14 protein-coding genes are annotated in these 15,585 nt (G+C 71.7%); 11 read left to right on the top strand and 3 right to left on the bottom strand.

Annotation, left to right across the window (positions count from 1 at the left end):
• Positions 1–19: 19 nt before the first annotated feature.
• Both ACGFW6_RS01535 and ACGFW6_RS01530 read right to left on the bottom strand, forming a co-directional pair.
• Positions 20–418: a cytidine deaminase gene (locus tag ACGFW6_RS01535; protein ID WP_393503263.1), complete on the bottom strand. Its 399-nt coding sequence runs from the start codon at positions 416–418 to the stop codon at positions 20–22.
• A gap of 302 nt (positions 419–720) precedes the next feature.
• Positions 721–1,698, bottom strand: a complete 978-nt coding sequence (locus ACGFW6_RS01530) for an Lrp/AsnC family transcriptional regulator (RefSeq protein ID WP_393503261.1) — start codon at positions 1,696–1,698, stop codon at positions 721–723.
• Positions 1,699–1,812: 114 nt separating this feature from the next.
• On the opposite strand from ACGFW6_RS01530, the gene ACGFW6_RS01525 reads away from it, so the two are divergent.
• The 6 genes from ACGFW6_RS01525 (at position 1,813) to ACGFW6_RS01500 (ending at position 8,339) form a co-directional block, all read left to right on the top strand.
• On the top strand, positions 1,813–3,267 hold the full coding sequence (locus ACGFW6_RS01525) for a carboxylesterase/lipase family protein (RefSeq protein ID WP_393505040.1): 1,455 nt from the start codon (positions 1,813–1,815) through the stop codon (positions 3,265–3,267).
• A gap of 154 nt (positions 3,268–3,421) precedes the next feature.
• Positions 3,422–4,075 carry a hypothetical protein gene (locus tag ACGFW6_RS01520; RefSeq protein WP_393503259.1) on the top strand — a complete coding sequence of 218 codons (654 nt, stop codon included), beginning with the start codon at positions 3,422–3,424 and terminating at the stop codon, positions 4,073–4,075.
• Complete coding sequence (locus ACGFW6_RS01515; protein WP_393503258.1) at positions 4,065–4,760, top strand: alpha/beta fold hydrolase; 696 nt, start codon at positions 4,065–4,067, stop codon at positions 4,758–4,760. Before ACGFW6_RS01520 ends, ACGFW6_RS01515 begins: the two co-directional genes overlap by 11 nt.
• A gap of 153 nt (positions 4,761–4,913) precedes the next feature.
• Positions 4,914–6,278, top strand: a complete 1,365-nt coding sequence (locus tag ACGFW6_RS01510; RefSeq protein WP_393503256.1) for a carotenoid oxygenase family protein — start codon at positions 4,914–4,916, stop codon at positions 6,276–6,278.
• 93 nt (positions 6,279–6,371) lie between these two features.
• Entirely contained in the window at positions 6,372–7,319 is a 948-nt protein-coding gene (locus tag ACGFW6_RS01505; RefSeq protein WP_393503254.1) for an RNA polymerase sigma factor, read from the top strand.
• Between the two features lie 177 nt (positions 7,320–7,496).
• Complete coding sequence (locus tag ACGFW6_RS01500; RefSeq protein WP_393503252.1) at positions 7,497–8,339, top strand: PhzF family phenazine biosynthesis protein; 843 nt, start codon at positions 7,497–7,499, stop codon at positions 8,337–8,339.
• Between the two features lie 79 nt (positions 8,340–8,418).
• Here the strand turns inward: ACGFW6_RS01500 and ACGFW6_RS01495 are convergent, their stop codons facing one another.
• The gene (locus ACGFW6_RS01495) at positions 8,419–8,862 is read right to left on the bottom strand and encodes an Lrp/AsnC family transcriptional regulator (protein ID WP_393503250.1); all 444 of its coding nucleotides are present in this window, start codon (positions 8,860–8,862) and stop codon (positions 8,419–8,421) included.
• Positions 8,863–9,014: 152 nt separating this feature from the next.
• Between ACGFW6_RS01495 and ACGFW6_RS01490 the strand changes: the two genes are divergently transcribed.
• The 5 genes from ACGFW6_RS01490 (at position 9,015) to ACGFW6_RS01470 (ending at position 15,398) form a co-directional block, all read left to right on the top strand.
• Positions 9,015–10,199, top strand: a complete 1,185-nt coding sequence (locus tag ACGFW6_RS01490) for a trans-sulfuration enzyme family protein (protein ID WP_393503248.1) — start codon at positions 9,015–9,017, stop codon at positions 10,197–10,199.
• A 90-nt stretch (positions 10,200–10,289) separates the two neighbouring features.
• Positions 10,290–11,579, top strand: a complete 1,290-nt coding sequence (locus tag ACGFW6_RS01485) for an amidohydrolase family protein (RefSeq protein WP_393503247.1) — start codon at positions 10,290–10,292, stop codon at positions 11,577–11,579.
• Positions 11,580–11,863: 284 nt separating this feature from the next.
• Positions 11,864–13,996 carry a SpoIIE family protein phosphatase gene (locus ACGFW6_RS01480; protein WP_393503245.1) on the top strand — a complete coding sequence of 711 codons (2,133 nt, stop codon included), beginning with the start codon at positions 11,864–11,866 and terminating at the stop codon, positions 13,994–13,996.
• A 152-nt stretch (positions 13,997–14,148) separates the two neighbouring features.
• Positions 14,149–14,583 carry a hypothetical protein gene (locus tag ACGFW6_RS01475; protein ID WP_393503243.1) on the top strand — a complete coding sequence of 145 codons (435 nt, stop codon included), beginning with the start codon at positions 14,149–14,151 and terminating at the stop codon, positions 14,581–14,583.
• A gap of 212 nt (positions 14,584–14,795) precedes the next feature.
• Positions 14,796–15,398, top strand: coding sequence for a TetR/AcrR family transcriptional regulator (locus tag ACGFW6_RS01470; protein ID WP_393503241.1), 603 nt, complete (start codon positions 14,796–14,798; stop codon positions 15,396–15,398).
• Positions 15,399–15,585: the final 187 nt, after the last annotated feature.

The following is a 15,585-nucleotide window of genomic DNA, read 5'->3' as shown; positions in this document are numbered from 1 at the left end:
CCTGCTGCGCGGTGCCGGTCTATTCCTGATGGTCGGCCCAGAGGTACGACTCGGGCAGCAGGTCGGTGATGAGGACCGTTCGTGTGCGGTCGTCCTTGCCGACGATGACCTTGAGGGTGGGGTAGTAGTCGAGAAGAACCTGACGGCACCGTCCGCACGGGGGAACGACCCCTCGGTCGCGGTCGCCCACGGCGACGATGGTGTCCAACTCGTAGGCGCCCTGGGCGGCCGCCGTACCGACGAGGACCAGCTCGGCGCAGGGGCCGCCCGTGAAGTGGTAGGCGTTCACCGCGGTGATGATCCGGCCGTCGCCGGCCCGTGCGGCCGCTGCCATGGTGTGGTTGTCACCCCTGCAGCGCGTGCGCGCGACCTGGGCCGCGGCCTCGATCAGTTCGTGGTCGACGGGGTGGGTCTGCATGATCGTCCTTCTCAGCCTTCGTCGGGTGTCGGGGCGACGTTGACCTGCGGGAGGAGTCCGATGGCACAGGTCCGGCTTTCGATCATATGCGGGGTCGAGGGAGAGGCGGCCGGGCCCGGCGGACGGGCCGATGGCAGGCCCGCCCCGGCTGCTGACGGCTGAGCGATGGTGTCAGTCCTGGCGGCTCAACTGCCGTGCTGAATACGTCAGTTGCGGCAGCTGTCAACCGCTGGGCGGGTGACGGGTCGGCCGTGTGTCGTGCGTGGTTCCGGTGGCGCTGTGGAGGGCGGCGTGTTGCCGGCTCAGAGGCTGGCCGGGCGCACCAGGCCGGTTCGCTTGACGCCGCTCAGGATGGGAGTGACCTCCACGGTGGAGATGTGTTCCAGGGCGCCGATCGTGTCGCTCACGAAGTGGTAGAGCGCGTCGAGGTCCGCTGCCGCGACGGCCACGAGGAGGTTGGCGGGGCCGGTGGTGGCGGAGGCGAAGCGGACCTGGGGGTGGCGGCTGAGCCGGCGACCCGTCTCCTCCAGTCCGCCCGGCGCGACGGTGATCCACAACAGGGCCTCGGTGCGGATGCCCAGCCGGGCGAGGTCGACCTCGGTCGCGAGCCGCAGGACCTGGCCGCCGACCAGTGCCTCCAGGCGCCGGCGGGCGGTGAGCGCGGTGGTGTCGGCGCGGCGGGCGAGGTCGGTGTACGAGGCGCGTCCGTCCTCGGTCAGAGCGGTGATCAGGTGCTGGTCGACGGGCTGGAGGGCGGGGCGTTCGAGTGCCGCCGCCATGTCGGGGCGCAGTGCGGCCAGTTCCGCCTCCGTGAGCAGGCCGCCGCTCCAGTCGAAGGCGGCAGGGAAGACCCGCAGCAGCACGTGGGAGGTCCAGGACTGCACCGCCGGGGTGGCGGGGAGGTCGCGCAGCAGCAGGTGGTTGCGCGCCTGCGTGCCGTCCAGGAACAGCACGGTGCAGATCTCGTCGCCGCCGCCGAGGACGTCCACCCAGACGGTGTCGGGGCGGCGGGCCAGGGTGGCGGCGACGGCTCTGATGCGGTGGGGCTTGCAGCGGATGCGCAGGGCCAGCGGGATCAGATCGGGGAAGTGCACGGGGTTGCGCACTGCCGTGGCACGCAGGGTGCCGTCGCCGAACAGCGGTGCCGTACGGCGGACGACGGTGCGCTCCGAGATGTCGAGGACGCGTCCGACCGTGCGCCACGAGGCGCGTGGGGCGGCCAGCAGCGCGGCGGTGATCCGGCTGTCGGTCTCGTTGAGTGGATGGCGTACTTCCTCCATGAATCAAGATCCTATGTCCTACTTCCTCCGTCGGAGTCGACACTTCTGGCTCGGATTTTCACCCCGGCCTAGAAACGTCTCAGGTCGATCGAGACGAGAGAGCGGGTGAGCACGATGACGGGCATCGAGCACATGGTCAGGGACACCGGTCGAGGCAAGGTCAGGGGAGTGGCGGAGGGCGGGGCGATCTCCTTCCGGGGCGTCCCGTACGCCGCGTCGCCGGTGGGTGAACTGAGGTTCGCGCCGCCGCGGCCGCACCCGGGCTGGACGGACGTACGGGATGCGGCACCGGCCGGCCCGTCCGTGCCGCAGGCCGCCTCCCGGCTGGAGAGGGTGCAGGGGCGGCGTGTACCGGACTGGAACGAGGACGGCAGCCTGACCCTCAACGTCTTCGCCCCGCGCCGGGCGCTGGAGGACGGAGCGACGCGCCCGGTCCTGGTCTGGTGGCACGGGGGCGGTTTCACCAGCGGATCCGGCGGCTGGGACTGGTACGACGGCAGCCGGCTCGCCGCCCTCGGCGACATCGTGGTGGTCACGGCCAACTACCGTGTGGGACCGCTCGGTTACCTCTACCTGCCTCGGATCGGCGCTGCCAACCTCGGCTTCCAGGACCAGGCCGCCGTTCTGCGCTGGGTCCAGGACAACATCGCCTCCTTCGGCGGCGATCCACGCGTCGTCACCGTCGGCGGGCAGTCCGCCGGGGCCTACTCCTCGCTGATGCTCGCCCTCGACCCCGGGACGAACGCATCCATCACCCGCGTGCTGCTCCAGAGCGGCCCCTTCGGCCTGAACCCGCAGGATCCGCAGCAGGCCACCGAGAACGCCGCCGCCTACCTGCGCCTGCTGGGTGTCCCGGACGGCGCGGACACCGCGAAGGCCCTGCGCGCCCTGCCCGCCGAGCAGTTGCTGGACGCCTACGGCCGGCTCTCGGGTCGGCTCGCGACTCCGGGCGACGCGGCGCCGCCGATGTACCCGGTCCTGGGCGCCCCCGGCCTGTCCCGCACCCGGCAACAGGCGCTCGTGGACGGCGCGTTGGAGGGCAGGTCACTGCTGATCGGCACCACGCGCGACGAGGCGACGGCGTTCTTCGCCTTCGACCCCCGCATCCAGAACCTGACCACGGCCGCCGCCCTGGACGTGCTCAGCGCGCAGGTAGGTCCGCAGGCCGCTCAGGAGGTGTACCAGCGGCACGCCGCCCGTCTTCCGCACGCGACACCGGCGCAGACCTTCACCGCCGTACAGACCGACGGCCTCTTCCGCGACGGCTCGCTGGAGATCGCCGACCACCACGCGGCCGGTGGAAACACCACTTACGTCTACCAGTTCGACCATGCTCCCGCTGAGGATCCGTACGCCCTCGGTGCCACCCATTGCGCCGAACTGCCGTTCCTCTTCAACACCTTCGACGCCTACCCCGACAGCCCCGTCCTCGCCGGGGCCGGTGACTCCGAGCGTGCCCTGGGGCACGAATTCGCCAGTGCCGTAGCCGAGTTCGTCGCCGCCGGAACGGCCGCCGACTGGCTGCCCTACGCTCCCGCGACCGCGGCACGCATCCGCCACTTCGGCTGAGGGCGGAGAGGGGCGCCCTGCGCTTCCTCCGTGAGCGGCAGCTGCCGGCCCGTTCAGTGTGACGCGCATCACTGGTCAGAGTGCGAACTTCCGCGCCCGACCCGCATCCAGTCCGCGTCGACCACGTTCGTTCCGGTTCACCAAGGAAGGCTCAATGGGTTATCTGCGCGGATTCATCCCCTGGATCGTCGCCGGCGTCGTCTCCTCCTTCGACTGGCGCTGGGGTGCGGTCAGTGGGTTCGCCTCCGGACTGCTGCTCCTGCTCCAGGACCGCCGTCGTGGGGTGGACCTGGACGCGCTGATCCTGGAGGTCAGCACCATCGTGTACTTCGTCGTGGTCGGTGCCGTCGCCGTCACCCGGCCGGCCTCCGCCCTGTCGCATCACACGGATGTCGTGTCCTTCGCCTGGCTGGCCGCGACGGCCTGGGGGACGCTGGCGATCCGCCGCCCCTTCACGCTGGGCATCGCCAAACGCCAGACACCGCGCGAGTTCTGGGAGATGCCGGAGTTCATCCGCGTCAACAACCACATCACCAGCGCGTGGGGCACTGGCTTCACCTTCATCGGCGTCAGCCTGGCCGTCGTCGGCGCGGTGTCCGCCCCTGCCTGGGTGGGCATCGCCGCCCACGTCGTCGGTCTCGTCGGCCCCGCCGTCTTCACGAAGGTGTATCCCGCCCGCGCCCAGGCACGTCTGCAGGCCTCCCAGGCACCGGCCACGGCCGCACCCCGGCAGTCCACGGCCGTACCCCACCAACCCACCGTCGTACCCCAGCAGCCCAGTGAAGGAGTGAGCACACATGAGCACTGAAGCGAGGAACGTCGTCCTGGTGCACGGCGGGTTCGTCGACGGTTCGGGCTGGAAGGGGGTCTACGACCGGCTGACCGCCGACGGTTACAGCGTCACCGTTGTCCAGAACCCCACGCTCTCCCTCGACGGCGACGTCGCCGCAACCGAGTCGATCCTCGACGCCCAGGACGGCCCGACCGTACTCGTCGGCCATTCCTACGGTGGCGCGGTGATCTCCCAGGCCGGCAACCACGAGAACGTGAGCGCGCTCGTGTACATCGCGGCGTTCGCGCCGGACAAGGGCGAATCCGTCAGCACCCTCATCGCCGACCCGCCGCCCGGCGCGCCCGTTCCGCCCATCCTGCCGCCCCGCGACGGCTTCCTCTTCCTGGACCGGGAGCAGTTCGCCGCGGCCTTCGCCGCCGACCTGCCCGCCGACGAGGCGCGGTTCCTCGCCGACTCCCAAGTGCCGTGGGGCGTCGCCGCGTTGGAAGGCACCGTCAGCCGGCCCGCCTGGCGGGCCAGGCCGAGCTTCTACCTCGTCGCCACCGACGACCGTATGATCCCGCCCCCGGCGCAGCGCGCCATGGCCGAGCGGGCCGGCGCGACGGTCACCGAGACCGGCGGCAGCCACGCCCTGTACGTGTCCAAGCCCGGTGAGGTCACCGCGCTCATCCAGCGGGCCGCCGCCGGAACGGGCGCTTGACGGTTCATCGCCGACGGCCGGTGCCCCAGGGCATCCGAACGGGCCTGACGGGCATCGGCCGCACCGGATTCCGGCAGGGCACGACCAGGTTCCTCGCTCCCCGTGGGTTCCGTGACGCCGACGGGACCCGCGGGGCCAGACCAGGAAAGCAGCATGACCGACGAGACAACTCTTCCCCTGTACCTCCGGGGCCGCTTCGCCCCGGTCCCCGACGAGCACACCGCGGCCGACCTCACCGTGCGGGGTTCGCTGCCGCCCGAGCTGGACGGCCGCTATCTGCGCAACGGCCCCAACCCGCTGCCAGGCGAGGACAAAGGGCACTGGTTCACCGGACCCGGCATGCTGCACGGCATCCGGCTGAGCGACGGCCGCGCCGAGTGGTACCGCAACCGGTGGGTGCGCACCCGGGAGCTGGAGGGACATCCCCTCATCCGGGAGGACCTCACCGTCGATCTGGCCGCGACTCCGGCCAACACCCACGTGATCCGGCACGCCGGCATCGTGCTCGCCCTCTGCGAGGTCGGGCTTCCCTACTGGGTCACCCCGTCGCTGAAGACCGTCGGACCGTACGACTTCTTCGGACGGCTGACCACGGCGATGACCGCGCACCCCAAGGAGGATCCCGTCACCGGTGAACTGCACCTGTTCGGGACGGGCTTCGCCCCGCCGTACCTCACGTATCACCGGGTCACGGCGGAGGGCGACCTGCTCGACAGCCGCCCGATCGACGTGCCGGGCCCGACGATGATGCACGACTTCGCCATCACCGAGCATCACATCGTCTGGCTGGACCTGCCCGTCGTCCTCGACCCCCAACTCGCCGGACGCGGCGGAATGCCCTACCGGTGGGACGACGGCTACGGCGCGCGGCTCGGGGTCATGTCCCGGACGCCGGGCAGCACGGACGTGCGGTGGTACGACGTCGATCCCTGCTACGTCTTCCACGTCGGCAACGCCCATGAGGACGGACACGGGCGGATCGTGCTGGACGCGGTGCGCTACGACCGCGACGGTTTCCGGCGTGGCTGGTCGGACATCGGCGGGCCCGTGTCACCGGGCGGCGGCCCGGCCGGGGCGGGGGAGCCGCTGCACGGCCGGGCTCCCTCGGCCTTGCACCGCTGGACCCTGGACCCGGCCACCGGTCACGTCACCGAGTCCCCACTGGACGACCGCGCGGCCGAGTTCCCCACCCACGACGAAAGACGCACCGGGCGCTCCCACCGTTACCTGTACACGGTCGGCGACGACGGCATCACCAAGCACGACCTCGCGCGTCACACCGCGCGCACGCACGAGACGCCCGGCAGCCGCCACGCCGGCGAGGCCGTCTTCGTACCGGCGGCCGACGGTGCCGGTGAGGACGAGGGCTGGCTGCTGTCACTCGTCTCGGACGACCATGGCGCGGCGGGCGAGCTGCTCGTACTCGACGCACGGGAGCTTGCCGTGCAGGCCGTCGTGGAGCTGCCGCACCCCGTCCCGGCCGGTTTCCACGGCAGCTGGCTGCCCGAGCCGTCCTGACCCGGGCATGATGCAGCACAGGCACTCCGGGGCCTCGGCCGACTGCGGCCGACGCCCCGCGGGTCGCGTCACCTACGGAGGCGTTAGCAGACCATGACAGCCCTCAGCCCTCCCACGGACGAGGAACTCACCCGCCGGGCCCAGGCCGGGGAGACCGCGGCGCTCGGCCTGCTGCTGGCCCGCCATCAGGCACCGATGCGGGCGGTGGCGCTGAGCCTGCTCGGCTACGGCCCGGACGCGGAGGACGCGGTGCAGGACGCCGCACTCACCGCGCTGCGCCGCATCGGCGACGTACGCGACCCCGCGGCCGTGGGCGCGTGGCTGCGGGCGATCGTGCGCAACAGCTGCCGCATGCGACTGCGCGCCGGCCGGGAGACACCGGGTCTGGTCGGCCTCGACCACCTGCAGGCCCGCGACCAGGGGCCGTCGTGTCCCTCGCACCCCGAACGGGTCGTCGACCAGCACGCGATGCGCGACTGGATCTGGGACGCGATGGAACAACTCCCCGAGCCGCTGCGATTGGTGCTGATGCTGCGCCACTTCAGCGGCATCACCTCCTACCGGGAGATCGCCCAGACCTGCGAGATCCCGGTCGGCACGGTGCGCAGCCGCCTCAACCAGGCCCGGACGAAGGTCGCGCAGGTACTGCTGACGACCGCCGCACAGATGCACGACGACGCCTCCCGGCTCACCGAGGACAGCCGGCAGGAGGCCGAGGTCACGCTGGAGGGCGCCCGGCGCGGCCGTCAGCCCAGGGAGATCCTGCAGCTCTGGCCGGCGGAGACCGAGCTGCTCGGCGTGCTCAGCACGCCGGGGGAGCGCTGCCACCCCTTCCCTGCCATGAGGAGGAACCGGGAGAAGGGCGTGACGCAGCGTCTGCGCCATGTGGTGGCCAGCCGTTCCCTCACCATCTGGGAGATGGACGTCATCAACCCCGCGGGCATCCCCGACCCCTGCCCGCCCACGCTCGCCTGGGTCATGGTCCGCCGGAACCGACGGGTTCGGACGCTCCGCGTGGTCTTCCCCGAGCCGCAGCGATGAGCGACCGGTGGATTCGACCGGGGACGGTTCCGGCGGCGTGCCGTGGCCGGTCGGTCCACTTTGTGGCCACTGGCCCTGTCCCGGAGTCGCGAGCCCCGCTGGGATGGACGCGCTTGCGATGACAGGCGGTCACCCGGGATCCGCCGCTTCCGCCGCGACCGAAAGGCCCTGAACACCATGCCGCGTACACGCTCGTTCGTGCAGGTCGATGTGTTCTCCACGAGCCCTTATCGAGGCAACCCGGTTGCGGTCGTCCTGGACGGGACGGACCTGACCGAAGAGGAGATGCAGCGCCTGGCGCGCTGGACGAATCTGTCCGAGACCACGTTCGTCCTGCCTCCGACGACTCCGGATGCGGACTACCGACTGCGCATCTTCACTCCGCAGGGCGAGCTGCCGTTCGCCGGGCACCCCACCCTCGGTTCCGCGCGTGCCTGGCTGGACGGCGGCGGTGTGCCGCAGCACACCGGCCGGGTCGTGCAGGAGTGTGCGGCCGGCCTGGTCACCGTCCGCCTCGACGAGGACGCTCTGTCCTTCGCCGCCCCGCCACGGCTCCGCGACGGCGAGCTCGACGACGTCCATCTCGACCAGATCGTGACCGCGTTCGGCATCACACGTGACCGGGTCCTGGCTCACCAGTGGGTGGACAACGGGCCCGGGTGGGCCGTGGTCCAGCTGGCCACCGCCGACGAGGTGCTCGCCCTCGAACCCGACCTGTCCCTCATCCCGACCGCGATGGTCGGCGCGATCGGTGCTCATCCCGAGGGATCCGAGCACCGCTTCGAGATGCGCACCTTCGCTCCCCGCGTGGGGGTGCCCGAAGACCCCGCGTGCGGCAGCATGAACGCCGGTGTCGGCCAGTGGCTCACCTCCACGGCCGCCGCACCCTCCACCTACCGGGTCTCCCAGGGCACGAGACTGGGCCGGGCGGCCAGCATCGAGATCACCGCCGACGCCGACGGCACCGTCTGGGTCGGGGGAGCCGCCACCGTCTGCATCCGCGGCACCATCACGCTCTGACCACTCCCGTGGCCCGTCCTCGCAAGGGTTGCCGGAACGCCGGCGGCGGTGCGTCGATCCATGCGAGGGGACGGACTGGTCAGGCGGTGTCGGCGGTGAGCGTCTTCATGGTGACGTAGCTGGTCACCGTGGCCACGCTCGGCAAGGTGGCCAACTGGTGGGCGTGGAAGTCCTCATAGGCGGGAAGGTCGGCCACCTCGACCTGAAGCAGGTAGTCGAAGTTGCCGGTGATGTGGTGACAGGCGACCACCCCCGGCAGTTGGGTGACCCCGCGCTCGAAAGCGACCACGTCCGCGCGGGTGTGCCGCGTCAGCCGCACACCCGCGAACACCCGCAGACTGCGGCCGACCGCCGCGGGATCGATCAGCGCCCGGTAGCCACGGATGACCCCGGCTTCCTCCAGCTGACGCACGCGCCGCAGACAGGGCGACGGAGACAGCCCGACCCGGGCGGCCAGCTCGTTGTTGCTGATGCGGCCGTGTTGTTCGAGCACGGCCAGGATCGAACGGTCCACCTCATCCATGGTGGCAGATTATTGCGCGCAGCGTGCGCCTACCACAATCGTACGCCTTGGAGGTGCGCAATTTGCTGCCGAAGTTGCCGAGATCCGGCCACATCGGGATGCCGGTCGGTCACGCTTCAGGTGTCGCACCGACGGTTCACGGGAGGGCATCCATGCCGGGCAAGAGCACCATCACCGTTCACGCCGATCGCGATGTCCGGCCCAGCCGTGCCGTGGCGCCGCCCATCTACCAGACGGCGACGTTCTCGGCCGAGGACGCGGAGACTTTCGCCCGCGTCGCCGTAGCCCCGCGCGGCCAGGACTTCTACACCCGCTTCGGCAACCCGAACCACGCCCAGGTCGCGGCCGTGGTCGCGGAACTCGAAGGCACCGAGGCGGCCATGGTCACCGCCTCCGGGATGGCCGCACTGACCACCACCGTGCTGGCGCTGGTGTCCGCCGGGGACCACGTCATCGGGCAGCGGTCCACCTACGGGGGCACGGCCTCGGTGCTGCTGAACCTGCTGCCGCGCCTGGGCGTCTCGACCACCCTCGTCGACCAGACCGACCCGGACGCGTTCGAGAAGGCCCTGACCGCCAAGACCCGCCTGATCCTGGTGGAGTCGCCGAGCAATCCGCTGCTGCAGATCACCGACCTGCGCGCTGTCGCGGACCTGGCCCGCGCGCACGGCGTGCCGACCTTGGCCGACAACACCTTCGCCACCCCGCTGAACCAGCGGCCCGCGGACTTCGGCATCGACCTGGTCTGGCACAGCGCGACCAAGTACCTCAACGGCCACTCCGACGTCTGCGCCGGAGTGCTGGCCGGACCCGCGGAGACGCTGAACCGGATCTGGGACGTCGGTCTGCTCACCGGAGCCACGCTCGGCCCGATCGACGCATGGCTGCTGCTGCGCGGCATGCGCACGCTGCCGCTGCGCGTGCCCCGGCACAACGCCAACGGTCAGGCCCTCGCCGAAGCCCTGCAGGACCATCCGGCCGTGAGCCGGGTGCACTACCCGGGCCTGGCGACCCACCCGCAGCACAAGCTCGCCGCTGACCGGATGAGCGGTTTCGGCGGCGTACTCGGCATCGAGTTCGCCGGCGGATTCGAGACGGCCGACGCCTTCCTCGGCCGACTGCGCCACGCCCGCCGCTCGGCCAGCCTCGGCGGCGTGGAGTCCCTGGCCGTGCACCCGGCGTCCATGTGGCGCGGAATGCTCAGCGAGGAACAGATCGCCGCGTCGGTGCCGCCGGGCCTGGTCCGGCTGGCCGCCGGCATCGAGGACACGTCCGACCTGGTCGCGGACGCGGTCGCCGCCGCCGACACGCTGCTCGCCCCTGCGGCCACTGCCTGAGCGGCGCCGCAGATCCGCGCGGTGGCGAGCGGCGAAGCCGCGTCTGCCGCCTCATGATCCGCAACATCCGCAAGTGAAGGAGTTCATCCGATGAAGACCCTGCTCACCGGCGGCACCGTGGTCAGCATGGACCCGTCTGTCGGCGATCTCGAGCGCGGTGACGTGCTGATCGAGGACGGCGTGATCGCCGAAGTGGCCGAGCGTGTCGAGGCGCCGGACGCCGAAGTGATCGACGCGACCGACCGGATCGTCATGCCCGGCTTCGTCGACAACCACCGGCACACCTGGCAGACGGCGTTCCGGGGCATCGGCGCGGACTGGACGTTCCCCGAGTGGGCGGTGGCCATGCACGGCACCGTCAAGCCCCACTACCAACCCGAGGACGTCTACGCGGGCACCCTGCTCGGCCGTCTGGAGGCGCTGCACTCCGGCGTGACCACGATGCTGGACTGGTACCACGTCGCCCAGACCCCGGAGCACGAGGACGCCGCCGTCGCCGCGCTGCGCGACGCGCCGGGACGCTCGATCTACTGCCTCGGCGCCGGCTGGGGCACCCCCGACCCCGTCGACGCCGACATCCGTCGCGTCCGCTCCGGCCTCAGCGGGGACGGCCTGGTCACCATGGCGCTGGGGCTGCGCGGACCCGCGGCGACCGGCATGGACACCGTCGCCCGGGAGCTGAAGCTGGCAGCCGAACTCGACCTGCGCACCAGCCTGCACATCGAGGCCGGCGGGACGATCACCGAACTGCACCAGCACGGTCTGCTGCGGGACACCACCACGTTCGTGCACGCCAACGGGATCGGCGACGAGGAACTGCGGATGCTCGCCGGAGCCGGCGGCTGGCTGTCGATCAGCCCGGACGTCGAGCTGAAGATGGGCTTCGGATCGCCGATGACCGGAAGGGCGCTGGCCGCCGGTCTGCGCCCCACGCTGTCCATCGACGACGTCCCTTCCGTCGGCGGCGACATGTTCTCCACCATGCGGACCGCCTTCGCCGTACAGCGCGGCCTGGACGGCGGCCTGCGCTCCCGCGACCTGCTGGAGTTCGCCACCGTGGACGCCGCCGCCTCCTGCGGGCTCGGCGACCGCACGGGCAGCATCACACCCGGCAAGGACGCCGACATCGTCCTTCTGCGCGCGGACGACCTCACCGTGTTCCCGGTCACCGACCCGGCCGCCACCATCGTCAGCGCCGGCCACCCCGGTCTGGTGGACACCGTCCTCGTCGCCGGCCGCCTGGTCAAACGCGACGGCGCCCTGGTGGACGTGGACTTGGCGGCGCTCAGGACCCGACTGGTCGCATCACGCGACCGGATCGCGGCGGCCGCGGGCATCCCGCTGGACGGGACCTGGCGCCCGCAGCCGGCAGCGGAGTAGCCCGACTCGGCATCGCGCACACCGGCGCCCCGGGAGGACTGCGCGGCTGCGAGAAGAGCCGAGCGGAAGGCCGAGCCGCAGGACTGCCTCTCCGCTCACGACCGCGGGAACAGCTCGCCGACCGGCGGGCCGGCGACACCCCCGGTCAAGGGGCCGGTCGCCGCCCGCCCGCCGGATTCCGACCGGCCGGCTGCGGGTGCGGTCACGTCATCCGGGGAGCAGGCTGGGATGCGGGCAGCCCCGAGCCCCGAGAGAGCGCGGTACAGACCTCGGAGGTGGTCTCCGTGGCGCACAGTGATCCCGTCGGGCGGGTCGACGAGACCGCTGCGTCGATGCTGGAGGCGCTCTTCACCCAGTCACCGATCGGGCTCCACCTCTTCGACACGGACCTGCGGGTACTGCGCGTGAACACGGCGACCCCTTTCATGCGCACCATGTCGCAGGACGAGTTCCGGGGGCGCCCGCTTCGTGACGTCTACCGGCTCATCGACGCCGACGACGTGGAGGACCTCCTGCGGCGGGTGCTCGACACCGGGATCCCGCTGCGGCGGCACATGATCCGCGCATACGTCGAGGACGCGGCGCAGGAGCGGACCTTCGAGGTCAGCGCGCTGCGTCTGGAAGACGGTGATCATTGCGTGCTCGGCGTCGCGGTCACCGCGGTCGACGTCACCGAACGGGAGCGGGCCGACGCCCGTACGAAGATTCTCGACGTCGTGCGCCGCAATGTGGGAAGCACTCTGGATCCGGCCGTGATCGGCGAGGAGCTCGCCTCGGCCGTGGTCCCCGCGTTCGCCGACGTCGCCATCGTGGAGGTCGTGGACGCCGTGATCCGCGGCGACGACCCGCCGCCGGCCCCGCTGCCCACGGGCACGTTCGTCATGCGCACCGCTTTCCGCGGTGGGAGCGGATGGCCGGCGCGGGAACAGTCGGTGGGAGACGTCCGCCGCCTCGCCGGTCCGTCGCCCATGACACAGGCCCTGGCCGACTTGCGACCGAGGGTGGTCCAGCTCGATCCGGACACGCCATGGCTGGCGGTCGATCGCGCGCTGGCGGACGCGATCCGGTCGGCACGGGCGCACTCCCTGCTCGTGGTTCCCCTGACGCTGCGCGACGCCGTCCTCGGCATCGTGAGCCTGTACCGGACGGAGCACTCGCCGGCCTTCGACGACAACGACCGCGCGCTCGCCCTCGAACTGGCCACGCACACGGCACTGTGCATCGACAACGCGCGCCGCTACACGCGCGAGCACACGATCGCCGCCACGGTCCAGCGCCGCCTCCTGCCCCGCCGGCCCGAAGCGCAGGCGTGGCTGGAGACCGCGTACCTCTCCGTCACCGGTGCCGATCCCGGGGCCTGGTACGACACCACCGCCCTGTCCAGCGCCCGGACCGCCGTCGTCGTCGGCAAGGCATCCGGACGGGGCCTGAACGCGGCCGCCGCCATGGGGCAACTCCGCACCGCCGTACGCTCGTTGTCGGCGTTCGACCTCAGCCCCGACGAACTGCTCGCCCGGCTGCACGACACGGCGGGAAGGCTCGCCGCCGAACGTGCGCGTCTCCCACTGGGCGATCCGTTGCGCCACGAGGTGCTGACAGCCGACTGTGCCTACGCGGTCCACGATCCCCTGACCGGCGTGTGCACCCTCTCGGCGGCCGGGAACCTGGCCCCCCTCGTCGTGCGCCCGGACGGGGCCGTCAGCCCGTACCGATCCGTGGGCCCGAACCGGTCGGTCTCCGTCCTCGACGTGCCGGCCGGGCCGAGGCTGGGGAGTTCGGAGGGCGCCCCGTTCGCGGCCGTCGAGGCGGACGTACCGGCCGGCAGCGTCCTGGTGTTCACCAGCGACCCGCTCCTCACGGCGTATCTGGCCGAGTTCCCGGGCCCGTTGGCCGCGCCGGCCGACTACGCCGACCGTCCGCTGCAGGACCTGTGCGATGCCCTCGTCTATGCGCTGCCCGCCGGCATGGGCGTTCATGACGCCGCGGTGATCGTCGCTCGCACCCGCGCCTTTCCTTCCCACCGGTTCGCCGCCTGGCCGCTCGACCCGGATCCGGCGACCGTCGCCGTCGCCCGCCGCGACACACGCAGACAACTCGGCACGTGGGGGCTTCAGGGCGAGACGGCCGACAACACCCAGCTCATCGTCAGCGAACTCGTGACCAACGCCATCCGGCACGGCACCCCGCCGCTCGAACTCCGCCTCATCCATGACCGCACCCTGACCTGCGAGGTCCGCGACGCCGGTTCCGCCGCCCCGCACCTGCGCCACGCCGGGATGGTCGACGAGGGCGGGCGCGGCCTGTTCATCACCGCGCAGTTGGCACAGGCGTGGGGCACCCGCTTCACGACTCCGGGTAAGACCATCTGGGCCGAGCAGGCGATGTCCGAGGCCGCGGAGCCCGAACGCTCGGCGTGAGGAACGGCGGCTCTGCCGTCAGGAGGTGAACCGAGCCGGGTCGACGGGCAGGCGAGCGCGGTCCGGCGGTCCTGTCGGCGTGGCGGCGCGTGATGCCTCGGCCCAGGTGGTCTTGGTCGAACATGTTTGCTGCCGCAGGTTGGGGCAACGCGATGTCCATGAGCCCATCGAACAACGACACCAGTCAAGATTCCGTATCCGCGAAGGCTGCTGCGTCCAAGGCCCGCAGCACCACGTCACGGGCGACTGCTCCGGCGTCGAAGGCGGCGGGCAAGGCTGCCGACAAGACCGGTGACGCGGCGTCAGCCGCCGCCGGCGCCGCAGAGCGGACGGCCGAGGCCACCACCTCGGTCGCCCGGACGGCAGCCCAGCGCGTCGAGGCCGGTCGCCAAGCGGTCGTCTCCGCCTCGGGGCAGGCCGCCGCGTTCGCCAAGACGGCCTGGACGGTCATCGCCCACCGCAAGATCCTCGCCGCCGGCGTGGGGGCGGGGCTGACCGTGCTGAGCGCGATGTCCTACCAGGTGGGCCGGCGTTCAGGCCGGCGCACGCTGGGTCCGATCACCCGTATGACCGGTGGCCGGATCTGATACGTGCGGCAAGTCCGTCCGCTGGACGGGAGAGCACGCCCACGCGACAGGGCGGCGGCGACTTCGTACGGGCCGGAAGGCCGAGTACGGCGTCGCCGCCGCCCTGTCGCATGCGGTGCCGGCCATCACGTACGCAGGCGACGGTTGTCCGTGTCCCGGCACCGGCGGACCGCTGTGCGATGGGGCCGGGACCCGTCGACTAGGGTCGCGGCATGTCCGAGGAACGGGTGGAGCAGGTGCGCCGAGGGCCGGGCCGGCCGCGGCAGGAACACCTCACCGCGGCGGTGCTGGACGCCGTCGTCGCGTTGGTGGCGGAGCACGGCATGGGCGCGCTCACCATGGATGCCGTCGCGGCCCGCGCCGGGGTGAGCAAGCCGGCGATGTACCGGCGCTGGCCGACCAAGCAGGACCTCGTCATCGCGGCGGCCGAATCGCGGATCGGGCCGCTGACCGTGCCCGACCTCGGAGACTTCCGCGCCGAGCTGCGTACCGTGCTGGCGGCGCGCATGGAGGCGTACCGGCAGCCGGGTGTCGCACGACTGCTCGCGGGCATGATCGGCGCGGCCGCCGAGGCGGGCGCGGAGCCCGGCGCCTACCGTGCCTACACGGCACGGGTGATGAACGAGACGCGTCATGTGCTGGAGCGCGGTGTCGCGCGCGGTGACGTGCGGCCCGACGCCGATCTGACGGACGCCACCACCCTCGTCGCGGCGTCGCTGGTCTTCCGGATGGTCGGTGAGCAGCGCTTGCCGGACGAGGCCCTCGTCGAGTCGATGGTGGACCTGATCGGCCGGGCGGTCGCCGCCCGGCCCTGACGCACGACTCACATAACCCCCTCCGCCGCACGCCGGAAAGTCACTCCCGGCGTGCGCTCGCCCTGCCCAAAAGGCGTTCCCGGCCCCGTAAAGCCTCCGGAATTCGTACGTCCCAGCCTCTTGCCTCGCCGCGACTCGATATCGATACTGCCGGTTACGTATTTGGCCTTCGCCGTTGGGAGACACC

This window comes from Streptomyces sp. Y7, from assembly GCF_043195415.1.
Classification (GTDB): domain Bacteria; phylum Actinomycetota; class Actinomycetes; order Streptomycetales; family Streptomycetaceae; genus Streptomyces.
This window is presented reverse-complemented; position numbering and strand designations above follow the sequence as displayed.